This window comes from Heyndrickxia coagulans DSM 1 = ATCC 7050 (genome assembly GCF_000290615.1).
Classification (GTDB): Bacteria; Bacillota; Bacilli; order Bacillales; family Bacillaceae_C; genus Weizmannia; species Weizmannia coagulans.
The window spans coordinates 1-22942 of the sequence record NZ_ALAS01000146.1; the positions used below are offsets into that span (position 1 = coordinate 1).

Sequence of the window (22942 nt, forward strand, 5' to 3'; positions counted from 1 at the left end):
AATGGGCATATATTTATCTGACAATATTATATTTCTGGTGGTGTTCTATTTGCATTGAAAGAAAAATTGTTAACATCGCAAAAAGCTCCTATGTATTTTTTCTTGCAATTCTCTGCACTTTTTGCTTGCAAAAAACAACATGGCTGGAATGACAAATGGTATATCGGCATAGTCTTGCCAATTGTGGGGAATCAAATTTTGTTGTATTGAAAAGTCTCTGGTTTGTGTTAGAATAGAAATAGTCATGAAATCACTCCCTGGATATTTGGGCGTACTTATATCTTAACAAAGGAGTGGCTTTCATGGCTCTTTTTTTTTCAAAAAAAATTATCCTTTTCCGTTTTACAATATTTACCACAGGAATGAGTAGCTTAATCTATTGAAACTCGCCCAAAGCCTCAAAAAGTGATAAAATTCTGGCACTTATAATAAGCAAATTTATCCTATTAAAATCAAAAACTCACAATTTCTTTTTACATTTGTCATAATGTTCCTACAAACGTCTTTTTTCTTTAGTGGAATAAATCAACGACCTTTAATTGTCTGACTGCTTACAGTTTCAGGGGATATAGCATTTTGGCAAGGGCTCTCAAGAAATCGAAAAACTGGATGAAAAAATCCATACGCTGAAAAGCAAAATAAAAAAAGAAACGCAATTTAACAAAAAAGTAAAATTAAATATTCACATTCAGAAACTGAAACAGCAATTAACGAAATTAAAAAGAGAATTAACAAAGTAGGTGAAAGAAAAAATGGAGAAACTTGATGGAAAGTCTCTGGATATCACGCAAGAAAACATCAAGAAATTAAAACAGCTTTTTCCCGAAGTCGTAACAGAAGGAAAGATTGATTTTGATAAATTAAAACTTATTCTTGGAGAAGAAATTGAAACGGCGAAAGAAAAATACGAGTTTACTTGGCACGGAAAAGCACAGGCATTAAAACTCGCCCAAACTCCTTCGACAGGCACACTACGTCCTGATAAAGCATCTAGCAAAAACTGGGATACGACAAAAAATCTTTATATTGAGGGGGATAACTTAGAGGTATTAAAGCTTTTACAGAAGTCATATTTTGGGAAAGTGAAAATGATCTATATTGATCCACCCTATAATACGGGAAATGACTTTGTGTATAAAGATGATTTTAGGGATAGTATTAAAAATTATAAAGAAGTGACTGAGCAAGTTACAAAGTCCAATACTGAATCAAATGGCAGATATCATACAGACTGGTTAAATATGATGTATCCACGGTTAAAACTGGCGAGAAATTTATTGGCGGAAAACGGGGCAATTTTTGTAAGCATTGACGAAAATGAATTTGCAAACCTCAAATCACTGCTGAATGAAGTGTTCGGCGAAGACAATTTTTTAACGGCCCTTTCCATTAAACAACGGCATGAAGACCGGATCCTAAAAGGCGATAAAGACTTCCATGAAGTGGTTGAGTATTGTTTAATCTACAGGAAAAGTAGCAGTTATAAACAATTCAAAAAGAAAAAAGACAATTCTTCTATTGAAGAATATGTTTATTCCATTACAGAGCTGGAACCTCCGGCTGAAGTGATCGAGATGGGTAATAAAAAAGTGGAGGTCTTTACGCCTGCCCAATATCGATTAGAGAAACTGCCCGCATCGAAAAAAAACTTAAAAAGAATCAGCATCCGCGGCTCGTTAAAAGAAGGAAACAGCAGCGGGCGGTTTTATATGAAGTATTTAGACGGCATACCGGATCATTATGGCTGGCTGTACAAAGTTCCGGATATGGGCAATGACCGCTATCCTTACCGGTATTTTATGCGCCCACTATCCGAAAAAATCACGAACGGTGTTTATTTTCAGGGCGTCCCGCTGGATAAAGCAGATTTCATTGAAGTGCCGTATGCCAATTTTATTGATATGGTGGACACTTTTAATAACGTCGGCTATGAGGGGGATGTGCCGTTCCGCAACGGCAAAAAACCGATTAAATTTTTACAGCATCTCTTTACTTTAGCAGGTTTGGAAAACGACAAAAACGGCATTGTTCTGGACTTTTTCTCCGGGTCAGCCTCCACGGCCCACGCGCTGATGGATTTTAACCTGAAAGATAACGGTAGGCGCAAATTTATCATGGTCCAGCTTCCTGAATTAACTGATGAAAAATCGGAAGCTTATAAAGCGGGTTACAAAAATATATGCGAAATTGGCAAAGAACGTATCCGTCGTGCCGGGGATAAAATAGTAGAAGAAACAGGGAAGACTGATTTAGACATTGGTTTCAAAGTATTTAAACTCGATTCCTCAAACGTGAAAACATGGGATCCTGAGACGGCAAATCTTGAGCAGGATCTGTTTGAACTTCAAGATAACATTAAATTCGACCGGACCCAGGAAGATTTACTGTATGAAATTTTATTAAAGATCGGGATTCCGCTTACTATACCGATTGAAGAAGTAAAAGTGAATGAAAAAACAATTTATAATGTCGGGTTTGGTTCAGTCCTGTTATGCCTGGAAAATGAAATTGATTTAGATCTGGTTTATAAAATCATCGAACTCAAGCCGGAAGATTTTGATTCAAAAGTGATTTTCAAAGAAACCGGTTTTCTGAATGACTCTGTCAAAACAAATGCCATTCAGACATTAAAGAAAAACGGGATCACGGACGTAAGGAGTGTGTAAAGGATGAAGCTTCAATTTCAATCCGACCTTGCTTACCAACTTCGTGCGATTGATTCTGTTGTCCAAATTTTTAATGGCCAGCCGGTCCGTCAGTCTAATTTTACCGTCTTTTATGGTGAAGATGCCGGCATGATTCAAACGGATTTAGGAATTGGCAACCGGCTTGACTTAACAGCTGATGAAGTTTTAAAAAATGTTCAGCAAGTGCAAATGAGAAACGGCCTTCCAAAGAGTGAAACTTTAGATGGAATGAATTTTACAATTGAAATGGAAACAGGGACGGGTAAAACATATGTTTATTTACGAACCATTTATGAGTTAAACAAAAAATATGGGTTTACAAAATTTGTGGTTGTCGTTCCATCGGTTGCCATCCGTGAGGGCGTTTATAAATCTCTGCAAATGACGGAACAGCATTTTCATGAACTGTATGACCGACAGCCACTTGAATATTTTATTTACGACTCGGAAAAACTTGACCGCGTACGCAGTTTCGCCACGGCAACTGCGATTCAGGTGATGATCATTAACATCGATGCATTCCGCAAAAGTTTTGAGGATCCAAAAAAAGAAGATAAAGCCAATGTTATTCATCGTCCTAATGACCGCCTGAATGGCTATCGCCCAATTGAATTTATTCAACAGACAAACCCGATTGTAATCATTGATGAGCCGCAAAGTGTAGACACGACACCGAAATCAAAAGAGGCCATTGAATCGCTGCAACCTATGTGCACCTTGCGCTATTCGGCAACACATGTAGATAAATATAATATGATTTATCGTCTCGATGCTGTCGATGCGTATAATGAAAAACTCGTTAAAAAAATTGAAGTAATGTCGATTCGTTCGGAACCGTCTTTTAATGTACCGTACATTAAATTGCTTGAAGTAAGAGAACGCAAAGCCAAAGTCGAATTAGATGTGAATAAGAACGGAAAAGTAAAGCGTACAGCAAAAACGGTGAAGTATGGGGATGATCTGTATGATATTTCCGGTAAGCGGGATATCTACCGGAACTACCGTATTGAGCAGATCGATTGGGCAGAAGGTAACGAATCAATAGAAGTAAACGGGAATATTTTGAAAATTGGTGAAGCCCTTGGCGAAATCGATGATGACACGATCAAACGATATCAAATTCATAAAACGATCGAAGAACATTTGGATAAAGAACTGCGTTTGAATCCTCGGGGCATTAAGGTATTAAGTCTGTTTTTCATCGATAAAGTGGCCAATTATCGGGACTACGACAAAGATGGGAATCCGGTAAAAGGCAAGTATGCGGTCATGTTTGAAGAAGAATATCGGAAATTAATTCAGAAGCCAAAATACCGCGCGTTGTTTAATGACATTGATGTAGATATCGACGTGAAAAAAATCCATAACGGCTACTTTGCTCAGGATAAAAAAGGAAAATTAAAAGATACAAAAGGGAATACGCAGGCAGATACGGATGTATACAGTCTGATCATGAAGGATAAAGAACGCTTGCTTAGCTTTGATGAACCGCTTCGCTTCATATTCTCCCACTCTGCTTTACGGGAAGGCTGGGACAATCCAAACGTCTTTCAAATTTGTACACTGAAAGATTCGGGCGGCACATATGTAAGTAGAAGACAGGAGATTGGCCGCGGCCTTCGCCTGGCGGTTAACCAAAATGGCGAGCGGGTTTCCGATTACAATGTGAACACATTAACGGTTATGGCCAATGAATCTTATGAAGAATTTGTTGCGAAGTTGCAGTCTGAATTGGAAGAAGAAACATCTGTAACATTTGGGAAAATTGAAAAACACGCTTTTGCAGGCCTAGTGTATGAAGAGGCAGAAACAGAGGAACCGGTACCTTTAGGTTACGAACGATCCGAGGAGCTTTATGCATATTTAAAATCCCATGATTACATCAATGACAAAGACAAAGCAACATCCACATTAAAAGAAGAGCTTGCCAATTATCAAATCAATATCCCGGAAGCATTCAAACCTTGGCAGCCGGTGATTTTAAAAGAATTAAAACGCATAACCGAAAGTTTGCCGATACGGGATGCAAGCAATAAGAAACATGTAAAATTAAATAAAGAGGTTATCAACAGCGAAGCATTTCTTGAACTGTGGGATAAAATCAAATACAAAACCGTTTATTCTATTGATTTTGATAGCAAAGAATTGATTCAAAATTCAATCAGAAGCATACAAAAAATGAAAAAAATTGATAAAATCCGGATCATTAGTCGAAAAGACGCCATTTCATCCATAGATAGGGTGACCGGTTTGCAAACGGTGGTTGTCGGAGAGGGATTTGAAAATTATGTCACAGTACAGCAGCCCCTGCCGGATGTCATTACGGAACTGCAAAACCGTACAAACTTAACACGAAAAACAATAGTACGGATATTGACTGGGTGCAAACGACTGGGAGATTTTCAAAACAACCCACAAAAGTTTATTGAGGAGATCACGAAAATCATCCAAAAAGAGATGAAGCTGATCCTTCGTGACGGAATTAAATATTACAAGATGGATGATGACTACTATGCAGTAGAGCTTTTTCAAAACGAAGAACTGCTGGCTTATTTAAATGATAACGCAGTTGAAAGTACGAAATCCCCATATGACCATGTCATTTATGACTCGGATATTGAAGCAAGATTTGCAAAACGGTTTGAATCTGATGAACATGTTAAAGTGTATGTAAAATTGCCGGATTGGTTTAAAATCGACACACCAATTGGCAGCTATAATCCGGACTGGGCTGCCGTCATCAACAAAGATGGAGAAGAAAAATTGTATTTCGTATTGGAAACGAAAGGAACGGATATTGAAGAATTCTTACGCCCGACTGAGCTGGCAAAAATCGAGTTTGCCCGCAAGCATTTTGAAGCAATTGATACGGATGTTCGCTTTGAAGGACCAGAGAATGATGTCAGTGAATTTCTTTTGAGAGTTTCAGGGAAATAAATGGTTTTAGGCTAATCAAAAGCTATAATTGTCTATGATTAGCCTTCTATCAATTTAAAAATTGTGATGCTAGTATAGTTTCATGGACACCCTTTAGTGAAATATAATATTAACGAAGGGATGTGTCCTGATATGGGTAACACAAGCGAAAAACGGCAAAACCGTACAACGGCGAGATTCCGGATTATGACGCGTCACTGAAAACCGCTGTCTGCGAACTGATGGAAAAGCTTGAAAAAGAGGACACACTTTACAGCCGGAAAAGCATCGCCGCGTTAAAAAGTTTGATGAAAGAATATGGCATATCACCCGTTGGATGATTTTCCCAGCGGGTTTTCTGATGGCAGGGGCAATGATACTGTTAGGGAAAACGTGATATCCCCTTTTTTCTGCGGCAAAAAGGGAATCGGGGAATGCTTCTTTTTACTTCCTTCCTGTAAGCCGCGTGTAAATATCCAGTGCCAAATGCCGATGCCCAAATCCGTGGATCCGGATTTTGCCTTCCATGTTCTGATATACCAGGCTTAAATCAGCCGGATGCCTTTGTATTCGTTTACTTTGAAAATGATAGGATATCCTCCTTCATCATTCCCTTTCAAACACGATCCAACATTTCTCTGCCGTTTTACTTGATAAATTGCGCGTACATGGCCCGGCCGGAACTGTTTGTGGCAAAACGGGCGGGATCCAAACTTTTCCAAAATGGGGTTCGGATTTCAAACATATACTAGATGTGCGGGCCGTCCTATACAAAAGTGCGTTTCAAGCATACGATGCAAGGGTAAAGTTCCTCCGTCAAAAAACGGACACCTTTTTTACAAGCCGGTTTTGTTGAAGTTTCGGTGATAAGTTTTATAATAATATTTAGGTCAACGAAATATTTACTCTATATACTTTTATCTTTTTTTATTGCGCAAGGAGGCGATTTTCTCATCTGATGAGCCAGGAAAAACGCAATTTGTATATTATGTTCGTCTGTAACTTTTTAGTAGGTGCCAGCTTAACGATGGTCGTTCCGTTTTTATCGTTATATATTCAAACATTCGGCCACTTCAGCGACAGCTATGTCCAGCGCTGGGCCGGATATATTTTTGGCGTGACCTTTCTGGTTGCTTTTTTTATGTCGCCAATCTGGGGGCGCATCGGCGACAAATACGGCTTTAAACCGACGCTTATTATTACCGGGTTCGGCATTGCCGCGAGCCTGTTGTTTATGGGGCTTGCGGACAATGTCGCCACTTTATTTCTGACCCGGATTTTCATGGGGATCGTGACCGGGTTTATCCCGACTTCCATGGCGCTCATTTCCAAGCAGACCTCGAAGGAGGAAGCCGGCAAGGTGCTCGGCACTTTGCAAATGGGCAATGTTTCCGGAAACTTATTCGGGCCGCTGATTGGCGGATCGATTGCGGACAATTTTGGTTTTAAATACACTTTTATGATTACAGCCGTTGCCATTTCGATTGCCGCGCTTGGCGTTGTTTTCGGCATTAAAGAAAAACGTGCCGATCCTGCCCGGCGAAAAGGGAAACCTGTTTCTCCCCTCGCTGTTGTGAAACAAATTGTCAGCCGCCGGATTTTGATTACTGTTATGGTGATTGCACTCTTGATCCAAATGGCGAACTTTTGTGTTCAGCCGCTTTTGGCACTGTATGTCAGCCATTTGACAAGTTCAGGCAATATTGCATTTTTATCGGGGCTTGCTTTTTCCGCCACCGGCTTCGGCAACCTGCTTTTGGCAAGGCAGTGGGGCATGCTTGGCGATAAATACGGGCATGCAAGGATTCTTTTGATTTTGCTTGTGCTTGCCTGCGCCTTCATGGTGCCGCAAGCTCTCGTAAGCCATTTATGGCAACTGATTATTTTGCGGTTTTTGTTCGGCATGGTGATCGGCGGGATGAACCCGAGCATTGTGGCGTTTATCCGCCTCGAAGCGCCGCTCAGCATGCAAGGCGAAGTGCTCGGTTATAACCAAAGTTTCCGGTTTCTCGGGAATGTAACAGGGCCGCTGATTGGCGGTTACGTATCCGTCATCTCCGGCATTTCATCTGTGTTTTATGTAACCGGAGTTTTGTTCCTGTTCGCATTTGCGCTCCTTCTTTACAGTGTAAAATCAGAACAGCGCCGCACCGTCCGGGAAAGCTAAAACGGCAAGATACCAGTTTGGTGGTATCTTGCCGTTTTTACTTTTTCTTGCCGGGCCGTGAAACTTTTAGCTTTTTTTCGGTACGACCGCAATCGTACAGCGCGACAGGCAAATTAAGTTTTCGTCTTCGTCTTTGATTTTGATCTCCCAAACCTGGGTACTTTTGCCCCGGTGCACGGCTTCGGCAACTGCGGTTACGGTGCCGTTCCGTTTTGAACGGATATGGTTGGCATTGATTTCAAGCCCGAAGCAGACTTCTTTTTCTAAATCGATCAGCATCGCAGCCCCTAGGCTTGCAGCGGTTTCCGCGAGTGCGACGGATGCGCCGCCGTGCAGGTATCCGAGCGGCTGTATCGTTTTTTCATTCACCGGCATGGTCGCCACCACTTTCCCGGGCTCCATTTGGACAAGTTTTATGCCAAGCGCGCCGATCATTGTATGTTCCAGTTCCATCTCTTTCCCCCCGGTCCGGATTGTCCATACATCTTTCAAGCCTTTCTTTCATACTATGTAAAAAATGATGTTTCCCACCTGAGAAAGAAGGTGAGAATATTGTACTACAATCCGTATTATGTTGTTCCTTCCTTTCCATACTATTCCATGCCTTACCGCCAATATCCTGCCGTCCACCCGAAAAAATTTATGGATTCGGCCATACACACGCACGAACTCTTGGCAGATGCACAGCTTTTGCTTAACCGGATTTCCCGCTCTGCGGCTTTTGCCGGACAACTCATGTCTGCCGCACAAAAATCAGATTCAGCTGGTGTCGGCCGCATGCTGGCGGGAACCGGTATCCAGCATATTCCGCGTGTTTTTTATACACCGGACGGCCTTGTATTGCAGTTTGTCTGCCAGGCCGCGGGCAACCAGGCACCTTGCTGCGAGCTCCGGTTGAAAATGTGCTGGTCATAACTTGCGGCTTGTCCATTGCCCCGGGATCCTGCCGCCCGAAAAAATAACCCCCGCTTAAAAGCGGGGGTTATTTTTTAATAATACGGGAATGGCGGATATCCTCCGTACGGAACCGGCGGGTATGGCACCGGAGGATATGGCACCGGAGGATATGGGAAATACGGTCGCGGCCTTACCAGTGCGCCGCCAAGCAAGCCGCCGAGAAAACCGCCCAAAAGCGGTCCGACAAAAAATGGTGAACGTGCCGGGTAATGTGCATGCGGATACATCAAATAACCTCCTCTCCTTCTATTTTTAGTGTATGCATCCCGCCCGTACCGGACTGGGCGTTACGCAGACGCTGGCTTTTGCCTGTTCTTTTTTTTGCGCCGCTCTTTCCATAAAATCAGCAGGAGCGTTACAACCGGAAAAACCACTTGTATAGGGAGGTGAAGCAGAACAGGCACCACTTTGATGCCCTCATCGATATGTTCCGCATATGTTGAGGCAATCATTGCCGATGCGCACAACATAATCAGGCCGAGCGGATAGACCGTTTTCCTATAGCTGCTTACATGGAACAGCTCCGTAAACATAATACAAGCCGCATATAAGTAAATCCCCACTTTGAAAAATCCGCCAACAATTAAAGCCACCATAAAAAGTACATCCAGCCGCTCCAGAAAATGGGCAAGTTGAATTTCCTGAATGGTCGTAAGCAGCGGAAACGGGGATCGCATCATGGCATCCACGCCAAGCACACAAATATTGATCAGCATCGAGATCGCCAAATTTGTGCCGCTTAGCCACATAGCTGACAGCCCGGCTACTTTTACACTTTTTATCTTATCTACAAGCGGAAAAATGGACAAAAACGCAATCGTTTCGCCAAAAGGAATATAAATCGTCTCCTTCCCCATTGTTTTTAGGACAGGCATGGGCCCGTTTTCCAGTACTGGTTTCAAATAATTGAGCTTGACGAGCCCTGATGAAGTAATCAATACGAAACTCGCAATCGCCAGCAAATAAAAGAAGATAAAAAAGATCTCCCCGGTTCTGGCCATCACTTCCATTCCTTTTTTTACTGCATACATGACGCACAAAGCCAAAATCATCGTGATAATAAACAGCGGTGTTTCCGGATAAGCCGATATGATCAGCATTTCTCCAAAGTCGCGCAGCACCCTGGCAGAAAGGTACAGGAAGTAAATGCCCATCGCAAAGCCGAAAAACCAGCCAATACCTTTTCCGTAAATCGCCCGCAACCATTCGACCGGCGAAATGCCAGGATAAAAGGAAAATATTTTGTAATAAACGTAAAACAGGAAAAACCCGACGCTCAGGCCGCTTAAAATTGCAAGCCATGCATCCTGTTTTGCGCCGCTTCCGATTCCCAGCAAAAGGGCACTGCCAAGTTCAAACATAAAGATTAACACAAATAATTGGTACGAGGAAATTTTTGCCTTTTCCATATATCACCAGGCCCTGTTATTTTAAATTTGAATGGAATGGATTTGTCCGTATTCCAGAATTGGCGATGACGACGTTTGCATGCACCTTCACATTTAAATGGGCAAAGCCCTTTTCATTCCAATGGTGCCTTAAACTGTGCCACTCTTTCGGGTACTGGCGGTAAATCATTTCCCCGAAGCCGAACACATCACATTGGTCGTGCTGCATATGGCGAATGCCATGGTTAATTTGCTGCTCCACATTTTTTTCGTATGCTTTTTCAATCCGGGCCATTTCCTTTGAATCCATTACATCAAGCGGTACATTGATTTCTTGCAGCTGGCCCACAAGGCTGATGTGGATATGCATTTCCGGCTTTCCGTTTTTCATGGCCGGTTTCATACCGATAATCGTTTTTCTTACCTGCAGCCCGAGCGCATTTGGATGATGCGCCCAGTCTAAATCAAGCGAAGTCATTTTTGTTTTTTTCAATAGCCATGTAATCGTAAGCGCATCCTGTCCGCCTACCCAGTCAATCAGTTTTCCATGCTTTAGGATCCCGATCCCCCCGCTCGTTAAGTATGCGTCCAGTTCTGTCTGATTCTGGCTTTCCTGCATCTCTCCTTTTTTCTTATCCCCTATCAGCTTGAAGCTTCCTACTACTGCTTCTTTTCCTTCCGTTGTAAGATCATATAGGAGATCTGAAATATCTGTTTTTACCCGCCCGCCGACATCTTCTTGCGCATATTCCAATGTTTTATTGATTTTATTGGTAGGAATATTGTCAATCGGAGTCAGCACTTTAAGGACATCCTCTGCCTTGCCGTTGCGGGCAATCAGAACGGAAGCAGTATTGCGGAATTCTTTATTTCTGTCAAAAATATCAATAATCGGATAAATCCCATTTTCCGCCGTGCTTTTGCCAATCAGGAGAACGTTTGTATGAGAAAAATATAACCTCCTCGAAATTTCCCGGCCTGCAGCGAGAAATGCGTCCTCAACCGTTTTGCCTTCCGTTTGGTAGATGGTGACAGTGGGGCCCTGCTCGCCGCTTGTTTGCATGCCGCTTGGAATATTTAAGGAATTGACAATTTGATAGGTCAGCAAATAATTCCCGTTTTCAAGCCGGTCAATGCCGATGGCGCTTACAAAAGCAATATCCGTTAATTCTTTATGGCTCCAGCAGCCTGCCAGCAAAAAAGATGTCATAAAAAGGGCAACGGCCGTTTTCCATCGTCTTCTTCTCATGGTTGCTCCCCATTTTTCACACTTTTTTGTTTCGGCGGCATCGGCTTTTGGTTTTCGGCCTGGCGGATGATATTTTTCTGGCTGAAGAGCCGCGGCCTGGCGCTCATCGACCAAATCGGCACCCGGATCACCGTATCACCGAAGTTGGAACGGATGAAAGGGGCAATCGGCGCCATGTAGGGCACACCGAATGACCGCAAGCTGGTCAAATGGACAGCAAGCGTAATCATCCCGATAATGATGCCAAAAAAACCGAAAGTGGCCGCCAGAAACATAAAAACAAAACGGTATAATCTGGCTGAAATGGCAATGAAAAAAGACGGGGTGGCAAAACTGGCAATAGCCGTAATCGAGACGACAATGACCATTGCGGGCGAAATAATCCCGGCCTGCACTGCCGACTGACCGATGACAAGCGCCCCGACAATCGACACCGTCTGGCCGATCGGGCGCGGCAGGCGGAGTCCGGCTTCCCGGAGGATTTCAAATACAACCTCCATCCCCATCGCTTCGACAACAGCCGGAAAAGGAATCGTCTCCCGCTGTGCCGAAAGAGTAAAAACAAGCTGGGTCGGGAGGAGCTCCTGATGAAAAGTAGTTATGGCGACATAGACAGCAGGCCCGACAAGCGAGATTAAGTAGCTGAGCACGCGCAAAAAGCGAAGCGCTGTCGCAATATCAAACCGTGTATAATAGTCATCCGCCGACTGGAAAAATTGGATAAAAACAGCAGGCGCGAGCAAAACGAACGGCGAACCGTCCACAATAATGGCGAAACGGCCTTCCAATAAATTGGCCGCCACCACATCCGGCCTTTCCGAATGGTACACCGTCGGGAAAATGGTATACGTTTTATCTTCAATAAGCTGTTCAATATGGCCCGAGTCCAGAATGGCATCGATTTTAATCATGTTTAACCGTTTACGGGCTTCCTCAAGCACTTTATCGTTTACGATCCCTTTTATGTACATAAGTGCAACATCGGTTTGGGTCACTTCCCCGATTTTAAAGTTCTCCATCCACAGATTCGGATCTTTAATCCGTTTGCGGATCAATGAGGTGTTCACACGCAGCGATTCGGTAAAACCATCACGCGGCCCGCGAACCGTCACTTCGGTTGAAGGCTCCTCAATCGCCCGCTGTTTCCCGCCACTTGTACTGATGCTTAATCCGCCGTATATCCCGTCAATCAGTAAGATGGTCTGGCCGCTCAACAGTTCTTCAAACAAGTCATTCCAATTCATGACCTTTTTCACGCCGCCAATTTTAATCACATGCTTCATAATGCTGTCGAGCATATTTTCACTGTTCAAATATTTGTCGATTTCCGGATTGCCCATCAAGACTTCAAGCAGGTTTTCATTGATCATTTTCGGATCATCTAGGCCATCGACAGATATAACGGCACCCGGAAAATCATTGCCGCTTCCAAGCATGATTTGATGGATGACAATGTCGGAACTGTTCCCGGTTGTTTTTTTCAACTGCCCGAGGCGCGTTTTTAAATCGGTGCCCATGGTCAAAAATGGGATATCCGTTACAGTCCCGCTCGTATCGTCTCCGCGCACAGGTGTTTTCTGCACGCCCCCGCTTTTCTTTTCATTTTTGTTATCAGTTTTTGCAGCGTTTCTCTGCTTTTTCCACCAATATGGCATACCGATCCTCCTTTTCGCCCGTGCATGGCTGTTTGTAACGGAGCGCAAACTACTGATGAAGATATCTTGTTGTTAGTATGTTTCGATTCGAAAAAAATATGAAAGGAATTGGCACGCATGAAAATCGTTTTTTTAACCGGCATTGCCGCACTGGTCCTCTATGCCTTCATTGCCGGAATCGATTTTTATATGACAAGGGACTTTATGGGATCTGTCCATCATCCGATCGGCATCCTCGATACCTTTTATGGTGTCGAAAAAGGCGTACTCCTGATATGCATCATGGTGCTTATTTTTAAAATAGCAATCGAGGTGTTGAAACAGAAAGGACGGACACAAAAATAAGGCAAAGAAGAGCGTAGTGCTCTTTTTTGCCTTATTTTTAATTTCAGCTTTTTAGCGGAAGGCCGGGCAAGATCCGGCCTGCACCATTTGCCGTTTCGTCTTCATTCGCGTGTATCTGCAGGCAGCCGGAGGGCGGTCCTTCGTTACAGCGCTTCATTAAAACTGCGGTCGTGGGGCGCACGCCTTTCAGCACATTCATTTCGCTTGGAGTAGCGCGCCCCCCTTTAATCCTGTTCTGCCATCTTCTCAGCCAGCAAGGCCAGTGTCCGTACCATTACGCCGGTTGCACCGGCCGGGCCAAGATCGGTTTCTTTCCCTGTTATGGCGGTTCCTGTAATCTCCAGATGGGCCCACGGGGTATCTTCCACAAATTCCCCGATAAAAGCCCCGTTCACCATCACGCCGCCCTCTCTGCCTGGTGAACCGTTCAAGTCGGCGATCTTGCTGCTTCGTGCGTTTTCTTTGTCCGCTTCCGTTACCGGGAGGCGCCAGATGAATTCTCCTGCTTCTTTTGCGGATTCCAGCACCCGTTCAAAAAAAACATCGCAATTGGCGACAGCGCCCGTTTTATCGCGGCCGAGCGCCGGGATCACGTCCGCAGTCAAGGTTGCAACATCTACAATTTGACTTGCACCATATTGCTTCGCATACGTTACGGCATCCGCGAGCATCAGCAAACCGGCAGCACCGGTATCCCGCATTTCAATCGTTTTACCGTTCATGCTTGTGATCACAGCCGTTTCAGTGCGCATGTTGTCCTGCCCATTGGTTGCAGTGCCGGTGATGCGATTGCCGGCCACAGGAATCACCGCCACGACGTTTCGGGCCGGCTTTTGTTCCCCGATCACTTCCATGGCGCCCAGAACAGCTGCCGCCCCTGCCATGCCGGTGTTCTCACCTGGTGTGCAACAATCGGCTGCGGCACCGGGTCCGACAAGTGCGAGCACATTGCCCCATTCCCGTTTGCCCGCGTATTTCAGGATGACCAGGATCGGCGGCTCTTTGGATTCCCCCGCCGCAGCCAAAACCGCACCCATTCCAAGCTTCTCCATCTCCTTTTTTTCAAGGATTTCCACTTCAAAAGGGTATTTTTTTGCAAGTGATGCGGCATATTCCGCGAGACGGGCCGGCGTCCATATATTCACCGGCATATTGGCAAACGTCCGTGCCGTATTCACGGCTTTGCCATACACGTACCCGCGGTGCAGGGCAGCGCCTGTTGTTTCTTCGGGGGAACCGTTATTTTTACGGTATGTATCCGTTTGAAGATTGGCGTTTTTAACCGGTTGGCCCTCTGTTTTCCCGGCGGCATTAACATGCTCGGCATTCCCCGGCCGGATCTCTGCTTCCTCGGCGACACTGGAATGGACCGGCGTGGCGTGTTCCGCCGGTTCCGGTTTTTTCCCGGCAGCCTGGATGTAAACCGCTACTTTTTCGAGCTGCACTTCCGGAATATTTGGTTGCCCTTTGTAACCGGCAAACCGGTATGTGGCCATCGGAACGGCTTCGCCAAGCATTTGCGCGGCTTCCTTCACGCTGACTGTGCCGGCGCAAAACGTATCGAGGAAAACCGCTGCCGTAGGCCATCTCATTTTCCGGATGTGTTTCACTGCTTTTCCAAACATCCTTTTCAAATGTTCTTTTCTAAGTTCTTTCGGGTTGCCAAGCCCGATAAACAAAAGCCGTTTTACTGGCAGTTTCCCGAGGGTGTGAATGACAGAAAGGCTGCCGGCGCGTGCGGACAGGTCGCCGGATTTTACCAGTTCCGTCAATGCCCCGCCGAAACGGTTGTCCAGGCCGCCAAGCAAGCCGCCAAACTTTTTAGGAACTTGCTGCAAGCCAATCACAAGGCAGTCTTCAAGGCATTCAAGCGGATCTCCTTTCCCCAGTTCAAACATACAACCACCTCTGTTCCATTATAGCCGCCAGCTTGAAAAAAACGCACAAAAAAAGCGCAACCGGCGATTTTGCGCTATTCTTTCGTTTCCGGCTTGATATATTGCTGCCGGAACACTTGCATCGTTTTGTTTTCGTTCAGTTCAGCCAGTTCTTTTTCCGTCAGGGACCCGTCCCCCATTTTAATAATATACACATCAAGCGTCTGTTTTCCCCATTTCTTGTAAACATCCGAAACCGTTTCAAAATACAGATCGAGCCGGTTCCCTTTTATGGCAGATCCTGTATCGGCAACAACACCGAAATCATAGCCCGGGATATAAAGGACCGTCCCGATTGGAAAAATGGATGTATCAGCGGCAATCGTTGAATATAAATCCCGTTTCACTTTCACCCCGGAATAGGTGATGCCGTAGCCGGGATGGTCGGGACTTTTCCCGGTCGATTCGGCCCCTGCCGTATACCCCGTTGCTGTCACTTTCTTTTTCGGGTAATTGCTCCAGTCATAGGCATCAAGGGATGGCTGCGGCTGGCTCGCGGCAATGGCGGCCAATCCTTTTTCCAATGCCCGGGCAGGTGCCGCTTTTGCAGCTGCTGCTTTTATCCCCGAAATGGCCTGGAAAGTGGAAATCATTGCCCATATGAACAAAATGGCCATCAATAAGCGGATCATCCATTTTTTCATGTTCAATTGGTCTCACTCCTCTTAGGGCTATTGTCTCCCACGCCGTTCCAAAATATGCGGGCATATTGGCAAAAAAACAGCTGATCCGTCTGCCCTTTTTCGCGCCGCCCATTCTCCTGTTCTGCAAATGGCGCTTCCAAAAAGCACTGGTTGTTTTATCCGGAAAATTTGCGCCGGCTTTTGCCGGCCGGCCCGCCTCCGATTTAAAGGCAAAAAAAAGCTGCCCTCAAGGCAGTTTTAAAACATCCGGTATCCGTTTTTCCGGAGCGCTTTTATCGCAACACCAGCCAAAAGTGCCCCCGCAAGGCCGCTCGATAACACGAGGGCATCAGATAAATGGATGGAGCTAAGATGCTCCCCAAGTTGCCGGAAAGCCGTCCCAGGATCGGTAAAATACCGGGAAAAAGCGATCCGGTCAATCATCGAAAGCGCAATGACCGGGTAAATAAAACAGAGAATCCAGGTCATCCGCAAAAGCATATTGGCAATAAAACCGATACCGAAAAACAAAACAAGAAAAAGGACCATCGAAATAATCAATACCGGTATACTCATGAGCCCCTCCGCATCCCCGTTGTACATCCAGTTTACTGAAAAAACTGAATTTCGTCAAAAGTAACGCGATAATATTTTTGCTATATAAAATTAAATTTTCCTTTCTTTAAAACAAGCCTCGTGCCGCCGATCATAAACAGGGCACGGTCATCCACGACTTTTTTCATAACAGAAGCAGAAGTGCCTTTCAGCTTTTTGCCAAACACAATGCCGATCGCATTGTCTTCCCCGAGGGAGCAGACGGTGCCTTTGTCATTAAAAGTGAAAGCTTCCAGGCTTTCTTCACCGTGGATCTTTTTCAGGAGGTTCCGTGCGCATACTTCCCCATGCTGCATCGCCATCTGCGCTGTCGGCGGGTACGGGCGGTTTGTGTCCTTATTGATGATCAGCGCACAGTCCCCAATTACAAAAACATTTTCATACCCCGGAACGGTCAAATCCGGTTTGACTTTCACCCGGCCGCGCACCGTTTCAAACCCGGACGCATCAATCACGCTATTCCCGCGCACACCCGCGGACCAGATGACGGTGCCAGACTTGATTTCGTACGGCTCTCCGCCTTTTTTGCAGGCCCATACCCCGTCTTTTGTCGCTTTTTTGACCGCCGTGCCAATATGGAACTCGACGCCTTTGCTTTCCAAATACGAAAGGGCGTAATCGACAAGTTCACGGTCAAATTGCGGGAGAACGATAGGATTGGATTCAATCGAAACGATCCGCACTTTATCGCGTGGAATTCCGTATTCCTTGCAAAGCGCCGGAATCCGGTTCACCAGCTCGCCAAGAAACTCGATGCCGGTAAAACCCGCACCGACGACCACAATGGTGAGCCGGTTGTCATCTTTATCGTTTTCCCTCCGGTAGGCATCGAACTGGCGCTCAATATGTTCCCGGATTTTTTGGGCAGCGCTTACATCTGTAATCGAAAAAGTATGCTCTTTCAAACCTTCGATTCCGAATGTTTCCGCGTTGGAACCGAGCGCAATGACGAGATAGTCATATGGCAATTCTTCCCCGTCTTTTAAAACTACTATGTTCGCGTCTTTGTTTATCCGCTTGACTTCCGCCTGTTTAAATTGCACTTTATTCTTATTTAAGACGTTTTGAATCGGGTAGCGGACCCGGTCATGGTGCAATGTGCCGGCGGAAGCTTCATGAAGCCATGTTGTTTCGTAATGGTAATCATTTTTGTTCACGAGTGTGATGTCCGCTTCCCCTTTTGCAAGCTGTTTTTGCAGACGCGTCACGGTCATGAGCCCGCCGTAACCGGCACCCAGTATAACCACTTTCGGTTTCTCCATTTTTCTCACTTCCATCTCTTTTTTTTGGACAGGCCGGCGCCTGTATGGCAACATCATCCATTATTTGTGATTTTATTCACGACAATTGGCACGCCAAATTTGTCACATGATCTCCATCAAATTGTCACAAAAAATACATATCTCCACTTCAATCATATGCTTTTTACCCGCTATTTTCAATTGAAAACTGTACTAAAATAATAATAAAAATATTCTAATATATAACATGGTGCCTAAAATTTTTTCCGGACGGAGGAACACCTGCCTGCCTTGCCCGCAGAGGTTTTTAGCCTGTGCGCTTGTGCCAAAATGTGCTATGATGAAGGAGAATGAAGCGTATTGGAGGGGTTTCGTTGAAGGAAGATCAAACCATTTATGATATAACTGTTATCGGGGGCGGGCCGACCGGCTTGTTTACAGCTTTTTACGCCGGATTGCGGAAAATGTCTGTAAAAATCATTGAAAGCCTGCCACAGCTTGGCGGGCAGCTGGCTGCGCTTTACCCTGAAAAGTATATATACGATGTCGCCGGTTTTCCAAAAGTGAAGGCAGCTGATCTCGTGCATCAATTAGAAGCGCAGGCCTCCATGTTCCAGCCGGTGATCTGCACGGGCCAGTCCGCAGAAAAGCTTGAAAAGAGTGAAGACGGCATTTTTACGCTGACAACTGATAAAGAAATCCACCATTCCAGAGCAGTCATCATCACTGCCGGTGTCGGCGCATTCCAGCCGCGCCGCCTTGAAGTGGAAAATGCTGCACAATACGAAGGAAACAATCTGTTTTATTTTGTAAATGATATGAACCAGTTTGCCGGCAAAAGCGTTGCCATCCTTGGCGGCGGCGATTCCGCGGTCGACTGGGCGCTTATGCTGGAACCGGTCGCCGAAAAAGTGACGCTCATCCACCGCCGTGACAAATTCCGTGCCCATGAACGCACGGTGGAACAGTTGAAGCAATCGCGCGTGGAGATTAAAACACCGTTTGTCGCGAGCGAAGTGATTGGCGACGGGGAAAACATTTCCCGGCTTGTGATTGAAGAAGTAAAAGGCGAGGCGAAAGAAACGCTTGATATTGATGCCCTTATTTGCAATTACGGCTTTATTTCGTCACTTGGCCCGATTAAAAACTGGGGCCTAGAGATTCAAAAAAATTCCATTGTCGTCAACTCCAAAATGGAAACAAACATCCCAGGCGTTTATGCGGCCGGCGATGTTTGCACGTTTGAAGGCAAAGTGAAGTTAATTGTAACGGGGTTCGGGGAAGCCACCACCGCGGTCAGCAACGCGAAAACATATCTTGACCCGAAAGCCCGCGTCCAGCCGATGCACAGCACTTCGCTGTTTGAATAAGGAAAAATCAAAATCCCGGATGGCTGCCCAACCGGGATTTTTGATTAAATATCGCTCTTATCACCGCTTCTGACCCATTTCAGGACAGGGGCATTTTTTTGTTTCAGTTCTTTTTTGTTGTCCCATGCACTGCTTTCTGATCCGTCCGCTTTGGCATCTTCCGCATCATCTACAAGCCATGTTTTTGAATTCTTGTCATACTTAGGGCTTGCTGAACGAATCAAATTTGGCTTGTATCTGACCAAATTTGATTCGTTCAGCAAGCCCTACTTTATAGGAAGAATATTAAAACGTTTGAGTCTTTTTGTTATCTATAAGGTTGTGTCCCCATCACATACTTGAAGATGTTGAACGTTCTCAGCAGACTACCGACACCGATGCATACGCCGAACGTCAGCAGCACAGAGAACAGCATGAATAGCAGCGTGCTCCCTTCAAAGCGTTCTGTGTAGGCATACACATACTGCAGGATGATCGGATGGAACAGGTAGATAAAGAACGAATACGTACTGATGAGCGTCACAGCTTCCAGCAGCATCCCCTGAACCTTGATACTGAAGTGGATGATGTAGAAGAATGCACTGATACAATACAGCATGATATATTCGTTATTGCTCGTCACATCAGCAAAGTCATGATCCCCGGTCATGATGAACAGGATAAACGCAAGTAAAGTGATACCGATAAAGAATAATCCGTAATCTTCAAAGTAAGCTTTCAATCGCTCATAGTTTCTGCCAAGATATGAACCGACGAAATAATAGCCGATCCAGCCGAGCAGCACCGTATTTGCCTTAAAGAAATACGTATTATCGATCCAGCCGCTCACCACAGTGTTATGATGATAGACATACAGATAGACGATGTTGATGAGGATGGCGATAACAACTGCAGTACGCGATGAGAGCAGCTTCGGCCACAGTTTCATGATCACTACGTTCAGGATGAAGAACTTCAGGATGATCAGAATAAAGTAGCCGTACCACTGTCCTTTCAATACGTTCTCGACAAACTGTGTGATAAACGGTTTACGCAGATATATAGTCTCACTATAGCTGTAGAAGGCTCCCATCACGATATACGGGATGAAGACATACTGCAGACGGCGTCTCAAGTAGTTGTCCGGTAAGCCTTGCAGGTTCAGGGTGAAGATAAGCTGCGTGAGCATCAGAAACCCCGGCGTTCCGAAGATGAGCAGCATCCTGATCCAGTACAGCGTCTCAAGCTGTGCTGCATTGTTACTATGGGCGTTCGTATACTCCGCCAGGACATGCGTAACGACGATCATCACGCACAGGATCACCCTTACATAGTTCAGTTCCAGTCTATATTTTTTCATATCATTTAAAACCTTTCCAGTTTTTTACGACTTTCTCAAATGAATCTCTGGTCACCAGGATACGTGGCAGCGTGTAATTATCATCATCGACATGGATCGGTGTATCCTTCAGCACATACGCATGACGGATTGCCGAGTGCTCCAGCGTATCGATGACTGCATCGTCATACTGGCCGTATGGATAGGCAAGAGAAGTGGCCTTCTTGTTAAAGTGCTGATCGAGATACTTGACGCTCCTGTCGATATCCGCATCGGCCTTGCTAGAGTGCTTCACTAGATCTGACGTCGAACGCTTCAAGTTATGCAGGTCATGTGTATGTGAATTGAACTGCCATATGCCGGATGCTTCCATCTCCTTAAGGCCCTTCAGATCGATCAACTTAAGATTGTGGAACGAGTCATCCCCTACATGACCCGTAATCACGAAACCTGTCGCCGGAATGCCGCGTTCCTTGAGGATCGGATGTGCCAGTTTTAGCACTGACTGATCCATATCGTCGAAGTTCACCCATACACAGCGCTCCGGAAACTTACCGCGCTGCTTGTCCTGAATCAACGTCTCTTCCGTAACAAAAGTCGCGTCATGTGCAATCAGCCAGTCCATCTGTGCCTCAAACTCACTATCCTTAATAGAATAGAAGTTCAGCTCTTTACTCGAAGTGAGCAGACTGATGACATTCGTAAACAGATCGTCTTTGATCAGTCGATGATAGTTGAGCGCAAGACACTGCTTAGACTCATCACTGCCCTTTGCCTCTACCAGCTGTCCATTCAGCAATAGCAGAGCAATTAGCAACAGACTAATCCATCGTTTCATAACGGCGCTGCCTCCATTTCGTCAGACTGAATGTACTCAGCAGATAGACGGTGATGACACCAACCGCTGCCAAAAGACCTATCATCGTACGCACCAGTTCACGCTTCTCCAGGTTGAAGATGATTCTGAAGAACTGAGCCACTTCAAAGTCCTGCAATGAGAATAAAGCAAAGAGGATGAACACCGATATCAGACAATATAACCATAACGTGCCTGACAGTATAAAGAGCACACACTCATTGAAGAAGTTCAAAGTAGACTTTACCGTTGGATGTTGCCTCTGTCCGGACTTGACCATGTCGCAAACTCTCCTTTCTTACGGCGCAGTGCTTTAGGAAAGGCAAACACTGCAACACACGCATTAATCAACCAATAGAAGGTTGGATACCAGCATAAGAAGAACAGATAGACGATGTTCTTGCGCTCATATCTGCTATCTATCACAAGCGACACCGTAGATTGAATGACGTTCACCGTCGTCAGAATGATAGACGCAAGGGTCAGCAAATTGACATTGTAGGCGTAGAAGTAATAATCCAGAACGTCGATGTTGATGATAGTAAAAGCCAGCAGGAATAATATGGAGTAGACCCAGATGATAGAAATAAGCAGTTCCAGGTACAATAACCATAACGGCAGGTTCGGTTGCTTGAGCATCGATTTAAACTCTCTCAAGACAACCTCGTGACCCCCTTGAGCCCATCTCAAACGCTGTTTCCATATGCCGGTGAACGTCTCAGGAACGAGCATCCAGCATAACGCACGGGGTTCATAACGGATTTCATAGTGATGCATATGGAATTTCCAGGACACTGCAATATCTTCAGTGATCATATCATCATCCCAGTACCCTACCGCTTCAAGGGCTGATTTTCTGAACAGCGTGAACACACCTGAAATCGTATTGACGTAGCCATTCAACGTCTGTGCACGCTTGATACTCCCGATGATACTTGCATATTCAACTGTCTGGATCTTGCCTAGGATAGACGACTTGTTTCTGATGCGCGGGTTGCCTGTTACAGCACCGAGCTTTGGCGCATGTCTAAAGTTGTCTATCATGAAGTAAGGCGCGGCATCATCAATAATCGTATCTGCATCGATACCCATGACGAAATCATACTGCGCATGTTTCACTACTGTATTCAGCGCATTCGCCTTACCTCTGTTCTGTTGTAAATCGATGAATCTGAAGTCATAATGATCTTTGAGCGCGTTAATTTTCTCTGCTGTATTATCGCTGCTCCCATCATTAATCAAGATAATCTCTTTCTTCGGATAAGAGAGCTTCAAGACATTGACCAACGTCTCTTCTACCGTATCCGCCTCGTTGTAACAAGGAATAAGAAAGGAAATCCCTTCATACTCATCCCTCTCTGGTGGCGTCTGCTTCAGTCTTCGCTCTATAAGTAAGAAATAGAGCACTGCACCGATAATCCATACTAAGGACATCAGTACAGGATAGACAATCAGAAACCCACCTAAGAAGTTGGCTAAACCTTTCATACTTTCACTTTCTTCCATAAATATTGCTTTATACTTTTTTAAGGTGGACCCCATCGTCAAGACACAAATTTAAAATTTTTAAGGTGGGTCAGAATCTGAAAAACAGATACTGACTAATAGAGCGTGAGGA

19 protein-coding genes and 1 pseudogene are annotated in these 22942 nt (G+C 45.2%); 8 read left to right on the forward strand and 12 right to left on the reverse strand.

Annotated elements, in window-relative coordinates; translation table 11 throughout:
• Positions 1–596 precede the first annotated feature (596 nt).
• The 5 genes and pseudogenes from IC21_RS17695 to IC21_RS07555 all read left to right on the forward strand — a co-directional run bounded on the left by IC21_RS17695 (position 597) and on the right by IC21_RS07555 (position 7770).
• Positions 597–740, forward strand: a complete 144-nt coding sequence (locus tag IC21_RS17695; RefSeq protein WP_080588416.1) for a DUF4391 domain-containing protein — start codon at positions 597–599, stop codon at positions 738–740.
• Between the two features lie 12 nt (positions 741–752).
• Positions 753–2666 carry a site-specific DNA-methyltransferase gene (locus IC21_RS07540; RefSeq protein ID WP_029142479.1) on the forward strand — a complete coding sequence of 638 codons (1914 nt, stop codon included), beginning with the start codon at positions 753–755 and terminating at the stop codon, positions 2664–2666.
• 3 nt (positions 2667–2669) lie between these two features.
• Complete coding sequence (locus tag IC21_RS07545; protein ID WP_029142478.1) at positions 2670–5624, forward strand: type III restriction-modification system endonuclease; 2955 nt, start codon at positions 2670–2672, stop codon at positions 5622–5624.
• Positions 5625–5782: 158 nt separating this feature from the next.
• Positions 5783–5944, forward strand: a pseudogene (gene kapB, locus IC21_RS16225) (sporulation phosphorelay system protein KapB); the annotation flags it as partial.
• Positions 5945–6561: 617 nt separating this feature from the next.
• Positions 6562–7770: an MFS transporter gene (locus IC21_RS07555; RefSeq protein WP_013860108.1), complete on the forward strand. Its 1209-nt coding sequence runs from the start codon at positions 6562–6564 to the stop codon at positions 7768–7770.
• Between the two features lie 66 nt (positions 7771–7836).
• Here the strand turns inward: IC21_RS07555 and IC21_RS07560 are convergent, their stop codons facing one another.
• Positions 7837–8223: a PaaI family thioesterase gene (locus tag IC21_RS07560; protein WP_013860109.1), complete on the reverse strand. Its 387-nt coding sequence runs from the start codon at positions 8221–8223 to the stop codon at positions 7837–7839.
• Between the two features lie 90 nt (positions 8224–8313).
• Here IC21_RS07560 and IC21_RS07565 point away from each other — a divergent pair, with 90 nt between their 5' ends.
• A complete protein-coding gene (locus IC21_RS07565; protein WP_235801112.1) occupies positions 8314–8685 on the forward strand; it encodes a YuzC family spore coat inner layer protein in 372 nt (123 codons plus the stop codon).
• A gap of 329 nt (positions 8686–9014) precedes the next feature.
• Here the strand turns inward: IC21_RS07565 and IC21_RS07575 are convergent, their stop codons facing one another.
• The 3 genes from IC21_RS07575 to IC21_RS07585 are packed head-to-tail and all read right to left on the reverse strand — an operon-like array spanning position 9015 to position 13019.
• Positions 9015–10136, reverse strand: coding sequence for a GerAB/ArcD/ProY family transporter (locus IC21_RS07575; RefSeq protein WP_029142474.1), 1122 nt, complete (start codon positions 10134–10136; stop codon positions 9015–9017).
• 16 nt (positions 10137–10152) lie between these two features.
• Positions 10153–11364 carry a Ger(x)C family spore germination protein gene (locus IC21_RS07580; RefSeq protein WP_029142473.1) on the reverse strand — a complete coding sequence of 404 codons (1212 nt, stop codon included), beginning with the start codon at positions 11362–11364 and terminating at the stop codon, positions 10153–10155.
• Positions 11361–13019: a spore germination protein gene (locus IC21_RS07585; protein WP_029142472.1), complete on the reverse strand. Its 1659-nt coding sequence runs from the start codon at positions 13017–13019 to the stop codon at positions 11361–11363. The genes IC21_RS07580 and IC21_RS07585 overlap by 4 nt, the downstream gene beginning before the upstream one ends.
• Positions 13020–13136: 117 nt before the next feature.
• Between IC21_RS07585 and IC21_RS07590 the strand changes: the two genes are divergently transcribed.
• Positions 13137–13364, forward strand: coding sequence for a hypothetical protein (locus IC21_RS07590; protein WP_029142471.1), 228 nt, complete (start codon positions 13137–13139; stop codon positions 13362–13364).
• Between the two features lie 224 nt (positions 13365–13588).
• Here the strand turns inward: IC21_RS07590 and IC21_RS07595 are convergent, their stop codons facing one another.
• The 4 genes from IC21_RS07595 to IC21_RS07610 form a co-directional block, all read right to left on the reverse strand.
• Complete coding sequence (locus IC21_RS07595; protein ID WP_029142470.1) at positions 13589–15262, reverse strand: M17 family peptidase N-terminal domain-containing protein; 1674 nt, start codon at positions 15260–15262, stop codon at positions 13589–13591.
• Positions 15263–15336: 74 nt separating this feature from the next.
• Positions 15337–15951, reverse strand: a complete 615-nt coding sequence (spsC, locus tag IC21_RS07600) for a stationary phase survival protein SpsC (RefSeq protein WP_017552791.1) — start codon at positions 15949–15951, stop codon at positions 15337–15339.
• A gap of 231 nt (positions 15952–16182) precedes the next feature.
• Positions 16183–16500, reverse strand: coding sequence for a YuiB family protein (locus IC21_RS07605; RefSeq protein ID WP_013860119.1), 318 nt, complete (start codon positions 16498–16500; stop codon positions 16183–16185).
• A gap of 80 nt (positions 16501–16580) precedes the next feature.
• Positions 16581–17801: an NAD(P)/FAD-dependent oxidoreductase gene (locus IC21_RS07610; RefSeq protein ID WP_029142469.1), complete on the reverse strand. Its 1221-nt coding sequence runs from the start codon at positions 17799–17801 to the stop codon at positions 16581–16583.
• Positions 17802–18154: 353 nt separating this feature from the next.
• On the opposite strand from IC21_RS07610, the gene IC21_RS07615 reads away from it, so the two are divergent.
• The gene (locus IC21_RS07615) at positions 18155–19150 is read left to right on the forward strand and encodes an NAD(P)/FAD-dependent oxidoreductase (protein WP_029142468.1); all 996 of its coding nucleotides are present in this window, start codon (positions 18155–18157) and stop codon (positions 19148–19150) included.
• 307 nt (positions 19151–19457) lie between these two features.
• Here the strand turns inward: IC21_RS07615 and IC21_RS07625 are convergent, their stop codons facing one another.
• Genes IC21_RS07625 through pgaC form a run of 4 tightly spaced genes read right to left on the reverse strand, consistent with a single transcriptional unit; the run spans position 19458 to position 22830 of the window.
• Complete coding sequence (locus IC21_RS07625; RefSeq protein ID WP_029713829.1) at positions 19458–20489, reverse strand: acyltransferase family protein; 1032 nt, start codon at positions 20487–20489, stop codon at positions 19458–19460.
• A gap of 1 nt (position 20490) precedes the next feature.
• Positions 20491–21306 carry an intercellular adhesin biosynthesis polysaccharide N-deacetylase gene (icaB, locus tag IC21_RS07630; protein WP_029713828.1) on the reverse strand — a complete coding sequence of 272 codons (816 nt, stop codon included), beginning with the start codon at positions 21304–21306 and terminating at the stop codon, positions 20491–20493.
• Positions 21290–21604, reverse strand: coding sequence for an intracellular adhesion protein IcaD (gene icaD, locus IC21_RS07635; protein WP_029142466.1), 315 nt, complete (start codon positions 21602–21604; stop codon positions 21290–21292). Before icaD ends, icaB begins: the two co-directional genes overlap by 17 nt.
• Positions 21568–22830, reverse strand: a complete 1263-nt coding sequence (gene pgaC, locus IC21_RS07640) for a poly-beta-1,6-N-acetyl-D-glucosamine synthase (RefSeq protein ID WP_272954082.1) — start codon at positions 22828–22830, stop codon at positions 21568–21570. The genes icaD and pgaC overlap by 37 nt, the downstream gene beginning before the upstream one ends.
• Between the last annotated feature and the right edge of the window lie 112 nt (positions 22831–22942).

What these genes read in the sequence shown, in the direction of transcription:
- IC21_RS07540 (WP_029142479.1), top strand. Translation starts at nt 753, where the DNA reads ATGGAGAAACTTGATGGAAAGTCTCTGGATATCACGCAAGAAAACATC.
- IC21_RS07545 (WP_029142478.1), top strand. Translation starts at nt 2,670, where the DNA reads ATGAAGCTTCAATTTCAATCCGACCTTGCTTACCAACTTCGTGCGATT.
- IC21_RS07555 (WP_013860108.1), top strand. Translation starts at nt 6,562, where the DNA reads ATGAGCCAGGAAAAACGCAATTTGTATATTATGTTCGTCTGTAACTTT.
- IC21_RS07560 (WP_013860109.1), bottom strand. Translation starts at nt 8,223, where the DNA reads ATGGAACTGGAACATACAATGATCGGCGCGCTTGGCATAAAACTTGTC.
- IC21_RS07575 (WP_029142474.1), bottom strand. Translation starts at nt 10,136, where the DNA reads ATGGAAAAGGCAAAAATTTCCTCGTACCAATTATTTGTGTTAATCTTT.
- IC21_RS07580 (WP_029142473.1), bottom strand. Translation starts at nt 11,364, where the DNA reads ATGAGAAGAAGACGATGGAAAACGGCCGTTGCCCTTTTTATGACATCT.
- IC21_RS07585 (WP_029142472.1), bottom strand. Translation starts at nt 13,019, where the DNA reads ATGCCATATTGGTGGAAAAAGCAGAGAAACGCTGCAAAAACTGATAAC.
- IC21_RS07590 (WP_029142471.1), top strand. Translation starts at nt 13,137, where the DNA reads ATGAAAATCGTTTTTTTAACCGGCATTGCCGCACTGGTCCTCTATGCC.
- IC21_RS07595 (WP_029142470.1), bottom strand. Translation starts at nt 15,262, where the DNA reads ATGTTTGAACTGGGGAAAGGAGATCCGCTTGAATGCCTTGAAGACTGC.
- IC21_RS07605 (WP_013860119.1), bottom strand. Translation starts at nt 16,500, where the DNA reads ATGAGTATACCGGTATTGATTATTTCGATGGTCCTTTTTCTTGTTTTG.
- IC21_RS07610 (WP_029142469.1), bottom strand. Translation starts at nt 17,801, where the DNA reads ATGGAGAAACCGAAAGTGGTTATACTGGGTGCCGGTTACGGCGGGCTC.
- IC21_RS07625 (WP_029713829.1), bottom strand. Translation starts at nt 20,489, where the DNA reads ATGAAAAAATATAGACTGGAACTGAACTATGTAAGGGTGATCCTGTGC.
- icaB (WP_029713828.1), bottom strand. Translation starts at nt 21,306, where the DNA reads ATGAAACGATGGATTAGTCTGTTGCTAATTGCTCTGCTATTGCTGAAT.
- icaD (WP_029142466.1), bottom strand. Translation starts at nt 21,604, where the DNA reads ATGGTCAAGTCCGGACAGAGGCAACATCCAACGGTAAAGTCTACTTTG.
- pgaC (WP_272954082.1), bottom strand. Translation starts at nt 22,830, where the DNA reads ATGGAAGAAAGTGAAAGTATGAAAGGTTTAGCCAACTTCTTAGGTGGG.